A 14,656-nucleotide genomic window follows, 5' to 3' on the forward strand; every position below is an offset into this window, starting at 1 on the left:
TTAATTAACCTTTAATACTTCTAACATTTTTTGTTTAAGAGTCTCAAATTCAATGGGTTTAGATAAATAATCATCTGCCCCATATTGAATAGCGGTATTATAATTTTTATCATCACAATAAGCTGTTACCATAAAAACAGTAAGATGAGCATATTTTTCTTTGATAATCTTCAATAATTCTAATCCATTCATTCCTGGCATATTAATATCAGCTAAAATAAGAATTAAATCATTAGGAGTATTTTGTAAACAATTTAAAGCTTCCTCTGCAGAAAAAACGAAGGTAAAAGTTATTTGTTTTTGTCTAATTTCTTTCCTAAACTTTTGCTTAAATAGAACTTGTATATCCTGCTCATCGTCAACCACCATAATATTCATGTTTTTTCCCTCGTAGAGAGTGCGGCCACAACTAAAATGGGTACATCGAACAGAAAAGGAGTACGACCAGACGTTTAGCCGGGGAGGAAACGATGGTCGGCACTCGATCTCCATTCTAGCATTTTTAGGTGATATGTCTCAATAACCCAGTTTTGACCTACGTTCAAGCTTAATCTTAATGATTTCGAGTAAGTGTAGTCCTAAGAATCATTAATCTTAAAAGTAAGCGATCCAGACTGACGATTGGAGATGTAGGTTGAGGGGGAAAGAAACGTTTCAATTTTCCTCGAACTTTGCCTAATATTTGACTCAATATTTTTGATTTTTGTAATGTTGTATATTTATTTATCATAGTTAACAAAATGGGTCATTTACGAAAAGTCTATGTCAAAAAAAACAAGGTTCAACATAGGTTGAACCTTGTTTTTGCCTTATAGCTGAGTGATTAATGTGGTTTATTTTACTTTCTTTTTAATACGACGGAAAAATGTGCCAAATCCCATAGCAGTAGCAGCACCAAGCATCGTCAGGGGTTCGGGGGTAGTGACAGCAGGGTTAATAATTGGCGTTTTTTCGGTAATAATGCGAAGTGTCTCAAAACCTTGTGTTGACCAATCTAGTTCTAATATATTTCTATTTTCTCCTTTAATTTTCACATAATCTGCTGTTTTTGAATCAGCCCATTGCAGTCCTTCTAATGTTTGAGTTGTGGGAGTATTCTGAAAGGAAGAAGTATAATTAGGAACCAATAAAGAGTTAGTAATATTAATCAGTGAAGGATCTCCCATTAATCCAATTATAGGATCATCAAAGATGATAGTAGATTTAACATTAATTCTCGATGTATTTGATGCTGTATCAAACAAATATATGATATGGCTATCGACAATCCTATCTTTTTTAATTACATCCAAATTAGTTATATTATCCCAATCATACAATAAATCCGTGAATTTATTCGGTATAATTGATTTATTGGCAAAATAGTTGTTTTCTTGAGCTTTGAGTCCTTTAGGATTAATAAAGCTATTTTTAGCAGTAGTATTAATATCTCGACTCAATAAAACATTTTGTGCCTCATCAAAGGCCGCAAAGTTAGTATCAGATCTCTTTAATAGACGAGTTCCAGTAAAAGATGTACCAGTTCCCCAAAAAGGATTGACCTTGACTACTCCTCCTATTCCCAGGTTTTGATTTAGTTGTATTGTCTCATCCCAGAGAATCGCTGCATGGGATGGTTGAACCATAAATGTCACACCACTTACTAAAGCAACTTGTAAGCCTAACAGTATTTTTATTGGTTTTTTCATAACTATAATTATCTAGTTTGGCTATTTCATCCTAACATACTATGTTAGAAATAATGTTAGCGTTTATCGTTTACATGCAAAAGATAATGTAAAACTTTTCGAGAGTCCCAAAATTTTCTTAATTTATCTATTTTAGGGAACTTCGGAACGTAGGAGTAAATTCATAAGTACTTTGCTTTTTGGGAGAAACCCTATATATCTGTCTCAAGAATTAAGAAAATTGGTATCAGACCTTGGTAGGATAAATTTTGTTAGCTACTTCAATTAAAGATGGATACCCATAAAGACGCAATCCCACCTCATGGTGGACAACTTATTAACCGCATAGCGACTCCCGCAGAAAGACAAGAATTTTTAGAGCAAGCTGACCATTTATCTAGAGTACGTTTAGATGAACGGGCCATCTCTGATTTAGTTATGATAGCCATAGGGGGATTTAGTCCCCTCAAAGGTTTTTTAGATCAAGCTAACTATGAAACCGTCGTTGAGCAAATGCGTCTCAAAGATGGCTTACCCTGGTCAATTCCTGTTACCTTATCGGTTAGTGAAGAAGTAGCCGATACTTTAAAAGAAGGAAATTGGATTAGATTAGATGATGCTGAGGGTAACTTTATTGGAGTTTTAGAATTAATCCAAAAATATCATTACAATAAAGCTCATGAAGCTCTCAATGTTTATCGCACCAATGACATGGAACATCCAGGGGTCAAAGTGGTCTATGAACAAGGAGCCGTTAACCTAGCTGGCCCAGTTTGGTTATTACAAAGAGATGCTCATCCTTTGTTTCCTAACTATCAAATTGATCCTGTTCAATCTCGTCAATTATTTCAAGAAAGAGGATGGCAAACCATTGTTGGATTCCAAACTCGTAACCCCATTCATCGGGCCCATGAATATATTCAAAAATGTGCCTTAGAAGTGGTAGACGGACTGTTTTTACATCCTTTAGTTGGAGCAACAAAAAGTGATGATGTTCCAGCAGATGTCCGTATGCGCTGCTACGAAATTATGATGGAAAAATACTTTCCTCAAGACCGAGTAATTTTAGCCATTAATCCTTCGGCTATGCGTTATGCTGGGCCAAGAGAAGCTATTTTTCATGCTATTGTCCGCAAAAATTATGGATGTACCCATTTTATTGTCGGTCGAGATCATGCGGGAGTTGGGGATTATTATGGAACCTATGATGCTCAATACATTTTTGATGAATTCAAACCCGAAGAATTGGGCATTGTTCCTATGAAATTTGAACACGCCTTTTATTGTACCCGTACCTTACAAATGGCGACAACTAAAACAAGTCCCAGTTTGAAAGAAGAACGAATTCATCTATCAGGAACAAAAGTGCGAGAAATGCTTCGACGGGGAGAATTACCCCCTCCAGAATTCTCTCGTCCTGAAGTGGCCGCCGAATTAATTAAAGCCATGCAAAACTAGACATTAAAATGTTAAAATGGGGTTGATATTAAGAAAATAACTAATCTTAAAGCTACCCCTCTTTAATCTTGAACTCAAAAATCTGATTTTCCCACGCTTAGCTAACTAAAAATCATGGAATGGGACCGGCGAACTTTTTTACAAACCTTACTTACTTGGGGAATGATTCAAGGGAGTTTAGGTGGGGTTAATACCAACCCAAAAATTAACCAATACTATCAAATTTTAGCCGCACCAACCCCTCGCAAACTAGCTTTGTTGGTGGGAATTAATGAGTATGGGGAAGGGTTGAACTTAAAAGGATGTCTCACAGATGTAGAACGACAACGAGAATTACTTATCTATCGTTTTGGGTTTCAACCTCAAGATATTATTACATTAACCGGAAAACAAGCAACCCGTGAAGGCATAGAAACCGCTTTTGTAGAACATTTAATTAAACAAGCAGAACCTGGAGATGTAGTCGTCTTTCACTTCAGTGGTTATGGCAACCTCATTAAAATTGACCCAGAATTCGCTCCTTCGGTATCTGAAGGGATGATACGAGGGTTTGTTCCCAGCGATAGTCTAATAAAAAATAAACCCCTATCAACGACTAATGATTTGTTAGAAGATACTTTAATGTTATTAGGGCAATCTCTAGCTACTGAAAAACTAACAATGGTACTTGATACCAGTCATTATTCTATCGGTCAAACCCTACAAGGAGACTTACGAATACGCTCTTTTGCTTCAATTTCTGAACAACCTAACCCAGAAGAATTAGAGTTTCAAACTCAATTAAAAAATCAACTCAAACAAATAACTTTTAACAGTAAACAATCATTTATTCCTGGTATTATTCTCTCTGCTGCCGGAAATCAACAAGTAGCAAGTGAAATGAGAGGCAATGGGTTTAGTGCGGGTTTATTTACTTACGCATTGACTCAATATCTTTGGCAAATAACCTCTCCTAGTCGAGTAGAAGTTACTCTCAACAAAACTGCAGAACAGTTAGTTCCCTGGGTGGGAACTCAACAACAACCCCAACAAAATAAGGGTAATAAACAACCTCTTTTTACTTATTATTTATTACCAAGTACCCCTCAAGGAGCAGAAGGAGTTATCATTTCAGTTGAGGATCAAAACAATCTTACTCTTAAATTAACCGGAATACCTGCTAATATATTGTCACAATACGGACTAAACTCCTGTTTTCAAACCGTAACGACATCCTCAACCCCCAACCCCCTGATTTTACAATTACGTTCTCGTGACGGCTTAAAAGCAAAAGTTCGCCGCCTTCGGGCCACAGATACTCAACCCTTAATCGTGGGACAATTAGTACAAGAAGTCATTCGTTGTTTACCCAAAACCGTCGGACTGATCATTGCCCTTGACTCACGGTTAGAAAGAATTGAAAGAGTGGACGCTACCAGTGCTTTTGCCTCAATTTCGGCGGTTTCGTCGGTTCTGAGTACAGGAGAACAAGCGGCAGATTGTGTTTTGGGATTTAATCCCTTACGCTTACCCGCACCCTCCAAAGAACCGAATGATACCCAAAATCTGGGGGGATACGGCATATTTTCACCTGGGGGTAGTCCTTGGCCCAATACTATCGGTAAATCAGGAGAAGCCATTAAATCCGCCGTTGAACGCTTACATCCTACCTTAGACAAACTCTTGGCCCTTAAGTTATGGGGTTTAACCGTCAATGAAGGTTCCTCTGTGTTGCCTTGTAGTGTTACCCTAGAAACCCTAGAACCCACTTCTCATCCCTTAAGTCAACGTCAGACTACTCGTTTAGACTTCTTACAAGAACAACCCCCTATTGAAGGAAAGACAACAGATATTTCTGTACCAAACTCAGGGTTAATTCAAGTTTCTCGCGGCAGTCGTCTACAATATCGTTTAGAAAATAAGAGTCAGCAATCGATTTATTATTTAATTGTGGGCATTAATAGTAATGGAGAGGCGATCGCTTATGTTCCCCCAAAAACTGAATTAGAATCAGAAAATATAGGGATAATAGCATCAAGAACTACTTTTATAGTACCATATCCCGACATAGGACTCAATTGGACTGTGGCCGCTACTCCTGGTTGGGAACAGAATTTTGTGATCTTGTCTCAAGCTCCGTTTGAAAAAACATTGAAGGTTTTGCAAGAATCACCCGCTTTTCAAGCTAATAAAGGGCCAATTCTCATCTTAGATAATCCCCGACAAGTAGCTGAATCCGTGTTAAAAGACTTAAATAACGCAAGTGCCATAGGTAGTGAGATCATCGGTTCAGCCATCGATAGCTACGTCCTGGATGTGAAAGTTTGGGCGACCTTAAGCTTTGTTTATCAAGTGGTCTAGTTCGTGGCTTCAAAAATTTGTTAAAATTAAGTGGACTCGTTGAACCAAGAATCCCCGCCGTTATACGGCGAGGTTGACAACTAGCTACCATTTTGCTAACATTAACTAACAAACGCTAACAAATCAGCGAATGTTTGTTCCATTACGAAAAGCTGTTGAAATTTTGGGTTTTCATCCCAATACATTAAGAAAATATGCCGACGAAGGAAAAATCAAAAGCATTAAAAATGAAGCTGGACAACGATTGTACGATGTCCAATCCTACATTAATGGTGCAACTAGAACTTCCCTTGTTTGCTATTGCCGAGTCAGTTCAACAAAGCAACGAGACGACCTTGACCGACAAGTTAACTTCATGTACTCATTCTATCCAGAAGCAGAAATCATCAAAGATATTGGAAGTGGGCTTAACTTCAAACGAAAAGGGCTTAAAACCATACTGGACAGATTATTGCAAGGAGATAAGCTCACACTTGTTGTTGCCCATAGAGACAGATTATGTCGATTCGGATTCGAGCTTATACAATACATGGTTGAGCGAAACGGTGGACAAATCATGGTTCTCGACCAAACTGTACACAGTCCCGAATCTGAGCTTACCGCCGATTTACTCTCAATACTTCACATCTTCTCTTGTCGAATGCACGGACTTAGAAAATACTCTAAGAAAATCAAAGAAGATAAGAATTTACCTCACAACGGAGCAGAAGAAAACCATTAAACACTGGTTTGGGGTTTCTCGTTTTGTTTTCAATAAAACTGTTAAATATTTGCAGGAACCAGAAACAAAGGCTAACTGGAAAGCAATTAAAACAGGTATTATAAACGATCTTCCAGAATGGGCTAAAGAAGTTCCTTATCAAATAAAAAGTATTGCTATCAAAGATGCTTGTACTGCGGTTAAAAATGCAAAGCAAAAGTATATAAAAACAAAAGAAATTCAACGAGTTAAATTTCGTTCCCGCAAAGATAAACAACAATCTTGTTATATCCCTAAATCGGCTATTTCAGATAAAGGAATATACCATACAATATTAGGGGCAATTCGCTACACTGAAATATTGCCTGTTAAGCTTGGGGATAGTCGATTAGTAGCCAGGAATGGTGAATACTATTTAACTGTCCCCTATGAAGTGCAACGATACGAATCCGATAACCAAGGACGTATCGTTGCCTTAGATCCTGGTGTTAGAAGTTTTCTAACATTATTTTCTCCCAATAGTTTCGGTTGGATTGGTAATCGGGACATAGGAAAGATTCAACGTTTATGCTATCAATTAGATAATTTAATTTCCCGTTCTACCAAAGTTAATGCCAAAACCAGAAAACGTTATCGAAAAGCGTGTGATAGGTTAAGAACAAGAATCAGGAATTTGATTGATGAACTTCATCATAAAATTGCCCGTTTTTTGGTCGATAACTATGATGTTATTCTTTTGCCTACTTTTGAAGTATCAGAAATGGTTCTTAAAAATAGCAGAAAAATTCGCACAAAATCAGTTAGACAAATGCTTAGTTGGTCGCATTATCGATTTTCTGAATTTCTTAAGCATAAAGCTTTTGAAACAGGTAAATTGGTAATAGATTGTTGTGAAGCTTATACGTCTAAAACTGTTAGCTGGACTGGTGAATTAATACATAACTTGGGTGGTAGAAAAGTAATTAAATCTAAAATTGACGGGCAAAAAATGGACAGGGATCTAAATGGCGCACGGGGGATTTTCCTTCGTGCTTTGGTAGATACACCCTCAATCAAAGACTCTTTGATTGTGCATTGTTAACCCATTAATAGAAATGTTAGTGAATGTTAGTGAAAAAGTATCGGGAGTGTCAATTTTCTGTGCCAAAGTCTACCCCCCCCATCTACAATAATGGTATGAATAATTTGCCTCAGACAACCAGACGTCGGCTTCAGAAAATCCCTCAAATTCCTAGTGTGTGGGAAGGCGATCGCCGTTCCGTAATCGGTTTTAGAGGCACGTCACCAGACAGAACTCAAGGAGATGAGGAATGTATCATCTGGGTAGATGGTTCAGAAGGTTTTGTTCGGGCCATGGATATTACCCCTTCAGATGTGGGGCCCGAAGCAGTGGTTCGTACACTCTTACGAGCCATGGAAAATCCCCATAGTCCGGCCCAACCCGCCAGACCGCAAAAAATTGTGGTACGCAACCGAGAACTACAATTCTTTCTGCGAGGAGCTTTACAAAGTCTGGATATTACTATTGATTATGTACCGGATTTACCCCTAATTGACCAATTATTTCGCAGTTTTGAGGAAGTAGATCACAGTCGGCCCCCGGCTCTACCTCCCGCTTACGAAGCTTTACTCACACAAGCTTCCCAAGACTTTTGGAAAGCAGAACCTTGGGATTTATTAGCAGATTATGACATTATTGCCATTGAACTCAATCGTTGGGAAATTGGTACAGTTTATGGCTGTGTCATGGGAATGTCGGGTCAAGAATATGGGATTATTTTATATCGTTCCCTAGAGTCCTTAAAACAGTTCCGTCAGGCCGCTTTAAGTGATAAATCGGGTGATCAGTTAGAACAGGCCTTTTTAGGTCAAGATTGTTGGTTTCTCAACTTTGAACCCTTAGATGAGGAAGACCAAGAACTTCATCAAGAGGATGAGTTAGATTTAGAGGAGTTAGAAGCGGATCAAATTCGTCCTTTGTTTGGCAGTATTCACCCCTATGAAGGGATTCGTTCTTTTCTGGATGAAGATGAGGCTCAAGTGGTTTATTTTGCCCTTCAAGGCTTTTTAAAGTTCTTTCGGGGCAATAAACGAGCTTTATCTGAAGATCCCATCGGTAAGTTAGAGAAGTCTTATCGGTTTTCTTCGGTTGCGGAATCTAAGGAAAATCCCTGGATTTCTTTAAAAGTCTTTACTTTGCCGGAACTGGCAGCAGATTTTTTAGAAATGCTAGAAAGTTCGGAGGATGAGGATGAGGATGAGGATGAGTTTAACAGACTACAATTACCCATTCGAGATGATTTGATTCCTGAGAAGGCTTTCTTGAGTTTAGGGATGATTCCTTGGGATCTTGTGGAACAAATACAAAATAATCCTAAAACTTATCATCATTCTTTGGGGGCTGTTCCTAAAGGGGAAGGATTACCAGTTATTTTGGTACAAACTTCTCGCCCTAAAGCTAAAGAAATGATTGAAACTCTTCAAGAAGAGGAAAATTTACTAGGAATTTGTTTTAATCCTGGTGAAGATCCTTGGGAAGATATTAACTATGATTTGGGTATTTTACAAACAGGGAGTGGTGTTTTATATATTTTTGGCGAATTTATGGGCAATGATCCTGATCATATTCAAGCTCGTCGTAAATGGGATCGTCGTTGTCAGCAAACTGACGGATACTGTGGTTTAATTGTGGCTATGGGAGTGACGGGGACTTCTCGTGGTAATCCTCAGTTACCTGATATGTTGGCTTTATTTGAGGCGAAATCTTTTGATCCTGAAGCCTTAGCTATGGGAGTCTTACGTTTAATGCCTCATTTTGAAGAAGAGTAAAAGATTGTAGTGGACTGTTTCATCTAAAATGTTGCAATAGATTGTAGGTTGGGGAGCCACTCCGGTCTTGGGGTTTCCCCAAGTAGAGGAAGTGGCGTTTGAGGCACGAAACCCAACAAACCCGAATCCTAATACACTATTTTAGCTGTGTCAATATAGTAGGGTGGGTTAAACGCGGCAATGATTTTGATGAAAAACTAATCATTTTTTATCCGCGTTGTTACCCACCATTTTTAAGAAGTCAGAAGTATAATATGAAGTTTAAAATATCTAATTTAGGCTATATCAAACAAGCAGAAATTGAGTTAGGAGACTTAACAATTATCTGCGGTAAGAATAATACAGCCCACATTCCGCACTTCAAAAAAGTAGTATTAAATACTACAGTCTTTTCTAATTTGTTCTAAGTATAATTGCTTAAAGAAGATGAGGCAAAAAGATGAGATAATTGTTTGAGTTATCCACCATAAAGAAAAACGAAAAAGTGTCTTATCTAGAAGAAATAGAAGTTAAAAATATAGACCATTTAGGCATAGTAGCCGGATTAATTGATGAAATAGGAATAGTCAAAATAATCAATAATAAATTAGGAATAGATGTCAGAGAAAAAATCTCAGCAGGCACGGTAGTTAAGTCCATTCTCATCAATGGACTAGGATTTGTCTCAAGACCCCTATATTTATTTAGCCAATTTTTTGAAGATAAAGCCGTCGAAAAATTATTAGGAGAAGGAATAGAACCTAATTATATAAATGATGATAAAATTGGGAGAGTCATGGATGAATTATATAAATATGGACTAAATAATCTCTTTATAGAAGTTATCTTAGAAGTTATAAATAAATTTGAAATAGAGATTAAATATTCCCATTTAGATGCCACATCATTCCATCTAGATGGAGAATATAAAAGTGAAGAAAAATACGAGAAAGAGCAAGAAGAAAAGATTATAAAAGAAAGACCAATTTTTATTAAGAAAGGATACTCTCGTGACCATCGACCAGACTTAAAACAATGCGTTTTAGACTTAATAACAACCCAAGATGGAGACTTACCCTTATTTGTCAGAGTTGGAGATGGAAATGAGGCTGACAAAGCCGTATTTGGAAAAATCTTAGTAGAATTTAAAAAACAAATAGAGTTTGACAGTATCATGGTCTGTGATAGTGCTTTATATAGTCAAGAAAATCTCAAACTAATCCAACATTTAAAATGGATAACTAGGGTTCCAATGACCCTCAAAAAAGCGAAAGAATTAATACAAAATGTAGAAATAGAAGAAATAACAGATGACGAAAAAAAGAAAAGAAGTCACCTACATTTAGAAGGTTATACTTGGAAAGAGGAAATAGTAACTTATGGTGGAATCAAGCAAACTTGGTTAATAGTATCAAGTGAAAAAAGACAAAAAAGTGACTTAGAGAAACTAGAAAAACAACTCAAACAAGAAGAAGATAAATGCCAAAAACTTCTTAAACAATTACAATCTGAAGAATTTGAGCATCCCCAATCTGCTAGATATAAATTAAAAGCCATTAACAAAAAACTGAGATTTTTTGAAATAATAGAAGTTGAACTTATTGAAGCTTGCTCTAAGAAAAATGAAACGATTTATAAAATTGTTGGTCTGGCTCAGAAAAATAATGAAGAGATAGCTAAAAGAACTAAAGAATCAGGGAGATTTATTTTAGCGACTAACTTAGTAGAGGAAAATAAATTAGAGCCGACTGAAATTCTCATAACTTATAAAAATCAGCAATCTTCTGAAAGAGGATTTCGATTCTTGAAAGATCCTTTATTTTTTGCCGATAGTTTTTTTGTCGAGAAACCGGAAAGAATAGAGACAATGTTATTTTTGATGTCTTTCTGTTTGCTCCTGTATAACTTGGGACAAAGAGAACTAAGAAAGTGTTTAAAAAGAGCCAAGGTAGGAGTCAAAAATCAAGTTGGTAAATTAACAGAGCGTCCTACATTGAGATGGATGTTTCAATGTTTCCAAGGGATTCATTTTGTAATTTTAAACGAAGTAAAACAGATTGTTAATTTAACGGAAGAAAGACGTTTTATTTTAAGTTGTTTGCCCGCATCTTGTCAAAAATATTATCTATAATTTTAAGCAAATACAACAAAAAGAATAAATCGATAAGAGTTGAATAATATTCACAGAGGAGGGGAAATACTCCTCTGTTTGTGGTGACTTCTTCTAATTTTCAACGAGTTAAAATATTCTAAATTTGATAAGTTCACCCAAACATCTGATGGATTGAGAATTTTTCTTTATTCCATCTGAATTTTTTGCCTTTTCAAAGCTCTGTATTTTTTAATACTACATTTTGAAGTGCGGAATCTAAGATAATAGACAATAGAAAAATCCTAACCATTACTTCGACTACTATAATCAAAAAAACCTTTCCCATTAGACATCTCCAAAAACAAAGATTTCACTGCGATGCTACAAGGGTTTGAGGTTAATTTCTGGAGATGTCTATTATAGGAAAGGCTGAAGGAGATGAAAAATTAAGCTAATTTACAACTTAGTCCCACATTCAGGACAAAAATGATTCGTTGTGGCATTTTTCGCCCCACAATGGCTACAATATAATTCTGTTGTTTCCCCTGTCCCTTGACGCTCTGGTAAACCAATCATCTGAGCATTACTCTTACCAGGAGCCACCATCGGATAACAATTCTCGTCTTTGGTGACATGGACATCCATTAATACTGGGCCATCATGTGCTAACATTTCGGCAATAGCCCCTGAAAGTTCAGCCCTTTCTCGTACAATCATGCCTTTAACCCCAAATGCTTGAGCTAACAGTTCAAAATTAGGCATTCCAGGCTGCATATTCGAGGAAGAATACCTTTCCCCATAAAAGGTTTGTTGCCATTGACGCACCATCCCCTGCCAACCATTATTAATAATAATAGTCTTGACATTAATACCATATTGTGCTAGGGTCGCCAATTCCTGTAAATTCATTTGGAAACTGGCATCCCCACTAATACAGATCACTTCTTCATCAGGGAGAGCGACTTTTGCCCCTAAAGCGGCAGGCATTCCATAACCCATTGTTCCTAAGCCACCACTAGAAATCCAACGACGGGGGCCATTTTTCAAGAACTGGGCGGCCCACATTTGATGTTGTCCGACATCAGTAGTGTAATAAGCATGGGGAGATTGACGGCCTACTTCCACAATAACTTCTTGAGGTGCAATACTATCATCATAATGGGGAACAGTCAAAGGATAATCTTCGCGCCAACGGTCAATGCGTTCCAACCAAGATTGAGTTGTTTGAGAAGACACAGGTAAATCTAATTCCCTGCTTCCTTGTAGAAGTTGTTCTAATACCTGACGCACATCCCCCACAATAGGGACTTCAGGACTCCGATTTTTGCCCACTTCTGCGGGATCAATATCAATATGAATGACTTTAGCATGGTTTGCAAATTCATCTAATTTGCCCGTTACGCGATCATCAAATCTTGCCCCTACAGCAATCAATAAATCACATTCACTGACGGCAAAATTGGCGTAAGCGGTTCCGTGCATCCCCAACATTCCCACTGACAGGGGATGATGTTCGTCAAAAGCTCCAATTCCCATTAGAGTAGTAGTAACAGGAAATTGGAAACGTTCGGCCAGTTCCTTAATTTGATTATGAGCATTAGCGGCGATCGCACCTCCTCCTACATATAATAAAGGACGTTCAGCACTTGCCATCAAGTGTAAAGCTGCATTAATCTGACGGGAGTTACCTTTGAAGGTGGGCCGATAACCAGGTAACTTAACTTGTCCGGGTTCAACGGGAATATAATCACATTCTTCTAGTCCCACATCTTTAGGGATATCTATTAAAACCGGCCCTGGCCGTCCCGTACTGGCAATATGAAAAGCTTCTGCTACAATTCTAGCCATATCTTGGGCTTGACGTACCACATAAGAATGTTTAACTAGAGGTAAGGTAATGCCAAAAATATCTGTTTCCTGAAACGCATCACTACCAATAGAGGCCCGTCCCACTTGACCTGTAATGATCACCATGGGGATAGAATCCATATGAGCAGTAGCAATACCCGTGACTAGGTTTGTGGCCCCTGGTCCTGATGTAGCAAAGCAGACCCCCACTTTACCAGTAGCGCGGGCGTAACCATCAGCCGCATGAGCGGCCCCTTGTTCGTGTCTGACTAAAAAGTGTTGAAGTTCTCCCCTAGCTTCCGAGCGATATAATTCGTCATAAATAGGTAAAATGGCTCCTCCTGGATAACCAAAGATGTGTTTAACACCATGACGTACCAGACTATCCATTAACACGAAAGCACCTGTCCGGCGTTGGGGAGTTGCGACTGAAGGTGAAATTATTTTTTCGATTGAAGAAACCACAGGGCGCACCGTCTCAATTTGTCTATTGTTTATATTCTAGTTTTGTTTTTTGTTGTCTGTGATACGACACAAAAATTATCAACATGGCTAAGCTATCTGACCTTATAGCTTACGATAATTAGGTGAGAGTTGTCGAGACAAGAACTCAATTAATTAGTAGTTATTTCTATATTATGGTCAGATTAATGGGTTTGAATTCTAAATCAACGATTAAGATTCGTTAATTTCTTGTTCTAAGTTCTTGACTCGTTGCAACAACCAATCAAACCTTATTTGAGCTAAAGGAAGGTTATCTAGGAAACTGGAGGGAAAATCTTCTTTATGGACGGTTTGCGGGGCTAAATATTCTTTTTCCACCTCCCATTCTTTGAGCAATGTTCGTAAGCGAGTAGAAAGAAATAAGGCGATCGCACGATAAAAACGGGAAGAAAAGCCAATATCTTGATAAAGTCGATTAGCTAATTTTTGACGAGGAATCGACAAAACTAGGGAATCGTCAATGGTTTCTACGGTTGCGGAGGGGAGACTATTATCAATAAAGGACATTTCGCCAAATACCTCCCCACTTCCCAAGATAGCAATTTCTTGGGTGGTGTCAAACACAGAAACGGAAACTGTCATCGTCCCTTCTAATAGAAGATAAAGGTAGTCTAGCGGTTCTCCTTCTTGAATCAAAACTGTTCCCGTAGGAATTTGTTCGATTTTTCCCGTACCAATGATCCAATCGAGATCATCATCGTTTAATTCTCCAAAGAGAAATAAAATTTTCTTCATACACAAATTCTTTACTATAGCAATGGCGAAACCTAAGATAATCTTAGATTATCTTAGATATCTTAGAAAGTCAGAGCGTCAGCTTGAACGACTTCAAAAGCGAGTATCTAAGAAATTCAAGAAAGCTAAACCTTTTAAGTGTTTGAGGATTGGTCGTCACCCTCTACTTGAAAAGGATTTTCCCCGATTTGAAGTTCATTTTTACTTTTTTTGAGTTGTTTCCAGAGGGCTTTAATTTGATGATAAGCTTGATCTGGGGGGATTTTACCCCCCGTTTCTAAGTTACACAGATAGCTAACTCGTTGAGCAAACTCTTGTAAATTAGCATTGAAAACCAAGTTTTCGGGTTTGATTTCTCCATAGTAGGAACTACGGGGATAAAAAAATTGCTCGTGATTGGGATTAGTCGTCATAGTGATACTTTATTGGCCAAGGTTGACTATTTTTCTGGTTGCTTGATGATGAATAACGTAAGTTTCTATAGCGGTTCTATTTAATTTGTGA

Annotated in this window: 11 protein-coding genes; 6 read left to right on the plus strand and 5 right to left on the minus strand. The window is 37.7% G+C overall.

Translation table 11 applies throughout. The features are described from left to right. On the minus strand, positions 1–378 hold the full coding sequence (locus tag AsFPU1_RS03140; RefSeq protein ID WP_124977454.1) for a response regulator: 378 nt from the start codon (positions 376–378) through the stop codon (positions 1–3). Positions 379–833: 455 nt separating this feature from the next. Beyond that, the gene (locus AsFPU1_RS22935) at positions 834–1,688 is read right to left on the minus strand and encodes a PEP-CTERM sorting domain-containing protein (RefSeq protein ID WP_227873625.1); all 855 of its coding nucleotides are present in this window, start codon (positions 1,686–1,688) and stop codon (positions 834–836) included. A gap of 270 nt (positions 1,689–1,958) precedes the next feature. Between AsFPU1_RS22935 and sat the strand changes: the two genes are divergently transcribed. The 6 genes from sat to AsFPU1_RS03180 all read left to right on the plus strand — a co-directional run bounded on the left by sat (position 1,959) and on the right by AsFPU1_RS03180 (position 11,104). Continuing rightward, positions 1,959–3,125: a sulfate adenylyltransferase gene (gene sat, locus AsFPU1_RS03150; RefSeq protein WP_124977456.1), complete on the plus strand. Its 1,167-nt coding sequence runs from the start codon at positions 1,959–1,961 to the stop codon at positions 3,123–3,125. A 114-nt stretch (positions 3,126–3,239) separates the two neighbouring features. After that, a complete protein-coding gene (locus tag AsFPU1_RS03155) occupies positions 3,240–5,465 on the plus strand; it encodes a caspase family protein (RefSeq protein WP_124977458.1) in 2,226 nt (741 codons plus the stop codon). A gap of 130 nt (positions 5,466–5,595) precedes the next feature. Beyond that, positions 5,596–6,186: an IS607 family transposase gene (locus AsFPU1_RS03160; protein WP_124977461.1), complete on the plus strand. Its 591-nt coding sequence runs from the start codon at positions 5,596–5,598 to the stop codon at positions 6,184–6,186. Continuing rightward, complete coding sequence (locus tag AsFPU1_RS03165) at positions 6,182–7,246, plus strand: RNA-guided endonuclease InsQ/TnpB family protein (RefSeq protein WP_265415791.1); 1,065 nt, start codon at positions 6,182–6,184, stop codon at positions 7,244–7,246. Before AsFPU1_RS03160 ends, AsFPU1_RS03165 begins: the two co-directional genes overlap by 5 nt. 95 nt (positions 7,247–7,341) lie before the next feature. Beyond that, a complete protein-coding gene (locus AsFPU1_RS03170; protein ID WP_124977486.1) occupies positions 7,342–8,994 on the plus strand; it encodes a DUF6930 domain-containing protein in 1,653 nt (550 codons plus the stop codon). Between the two features lie 484 nt (positions 8,995–9,478). Continuing rightward, on the plus strand, positions 9,479–11,104 hold the full coding sequence (locus AsFPU1_RS03180) for an IS1634 family transposase (RefSeq protein WP_124972238.1): 1,626 nt from the start codon (positions 9,479–9,481) through the stop codon (positions 11,102–11,104). A 417-nt stretch (positions 11,105–11,521) separates the two neighbouring features. Here AsFPU1_RS03180 and ilvB read toward each other — a convergent pair whose 3' ends face one another. The 3 genes from ilvB to AsFPU1_RS03195 all read right to left on the minus strand — a co-directional run bounded on the left by ilvB (position 11,522) and on the right by AsFPU1_RS03195 (position 14,565). Beyond that, positions 11,522–13,303 carry a biosynthetic-type acetolactate synthase large subunit gene (gene ilvB, locus AsFPU1_RS03185; RefSeq protein WP_438357505.1) on the minus strand — a complete coding sequence of 594 codons (1,782 nt, stop codon included), beginning with the start codon at positions 13,301–13,303 and terminating at the stop codon, positions 11,522–11,524. 285 nt (positions 13,304–13,588) lie between these two features. Then, on the minus strand, positions 13,589–14,152 hold the full coding sequence (locus AsFPU1_RS03190) for a cyclic nucleotide-binding domain-containing protein (RefSeq protein WP_124972675.1): 564 nt from the start codon (positions 14,150–14,152) through the stop codon (positions 13,589–13,591). Between the two features lie 134 nt (positions 14,153–14,286). Then, positions 14,287–14,565: a DUF7219 family protein gene (locus AsFPU1_RS03195; RefSeq protein WP_124972677.1), complete on the minus strand. Its 279-nt coding sequence runs from the start codon at positions 14,563–14,565 to the stop codon at positions 14,287–14,289. Positions 14,566–14,656 lie beyond the last annotated feature (91 nt).

This window comes from Aphanothece sacrum FPU1 (genome assembly GCF_003864295.1).
Classification (GTDB): Bacteria; Cyanobacteriota; Cyanobacteriia; order Cyanobacteriales; family Microcystaceae; genus Aphanothece_B; species Aphanothece_B sacrum.

What these genes read in the sequence shown, in the direction of transcription:
- AsFPU1_RS22935 (WP_227873625.1), bottom strand. Translation starts at nt 1,688, where the DNA reads ATGAAAAAACCAATAAAAATACTGTTAGGCTTACAAGTTGCTTTAGTA.
- AsFPU1_RS03160 (WP_124977461.1), top strand. Translation starts at nt 5,596, where the DNA reads ATGTTTGTTCCATTACGAAAAGCTGTTGAAATTTTGGGTTTTCATCCC.
- AsFPU1_RS03170 (WP_124977486.1), top strand. Translation starts at nt 7,342, where the DNA reads ATGAATAATTTGCCTCAGACAACCAGACGTCGGCTTCAGAAAATCCCT.
- AsFPU1_RS03190 (WP_124972675.1), bottom strand. Translation starts at nt 14,152, where the DNA reads ATGAAGAAAATTTTATTTCTCTTTGGAGAATTAAACGATGATGATCTC.
- AsFPU1_RS03195 (WP_124972677.1), bottom strand. Translation starts at nt 14,565, where the DNA reads ATGACGACTAATCCCAATCACGAGCAATTTTTTTATCCCCGTAGTTCC.
- AsFPU1_RS03155 (WP_124977458.1), top strand. Translation starts at nt 3,240, where the DNA reads ATGGAATGGGACCGGCGAACTTTTTTACAAACCTTACTTACTTGGGGA.
- ilvB (WP_438357505.1), bottom strand. Translation starts at nt 13,303, where the DNA reads ATGGATAGTCTGGTACGTCATGGTGTTAAACACATCTTTGGTTATCCA.
- AsFPU1_RS03140 (WP_124977454.1), bottom strand. Translation starts at nt 378, where the DNA reads ATGAATATTATGGTGGTTGACGATGAGCAGGATATACAAGTTCTATTT.
- sat (WP_124977456.1), top strand. Translation starts at nt 1,959, where the DNA reads ATGGATACCCATAAAGACGCAATCCCACCTCATGGTGGACAACTTATT.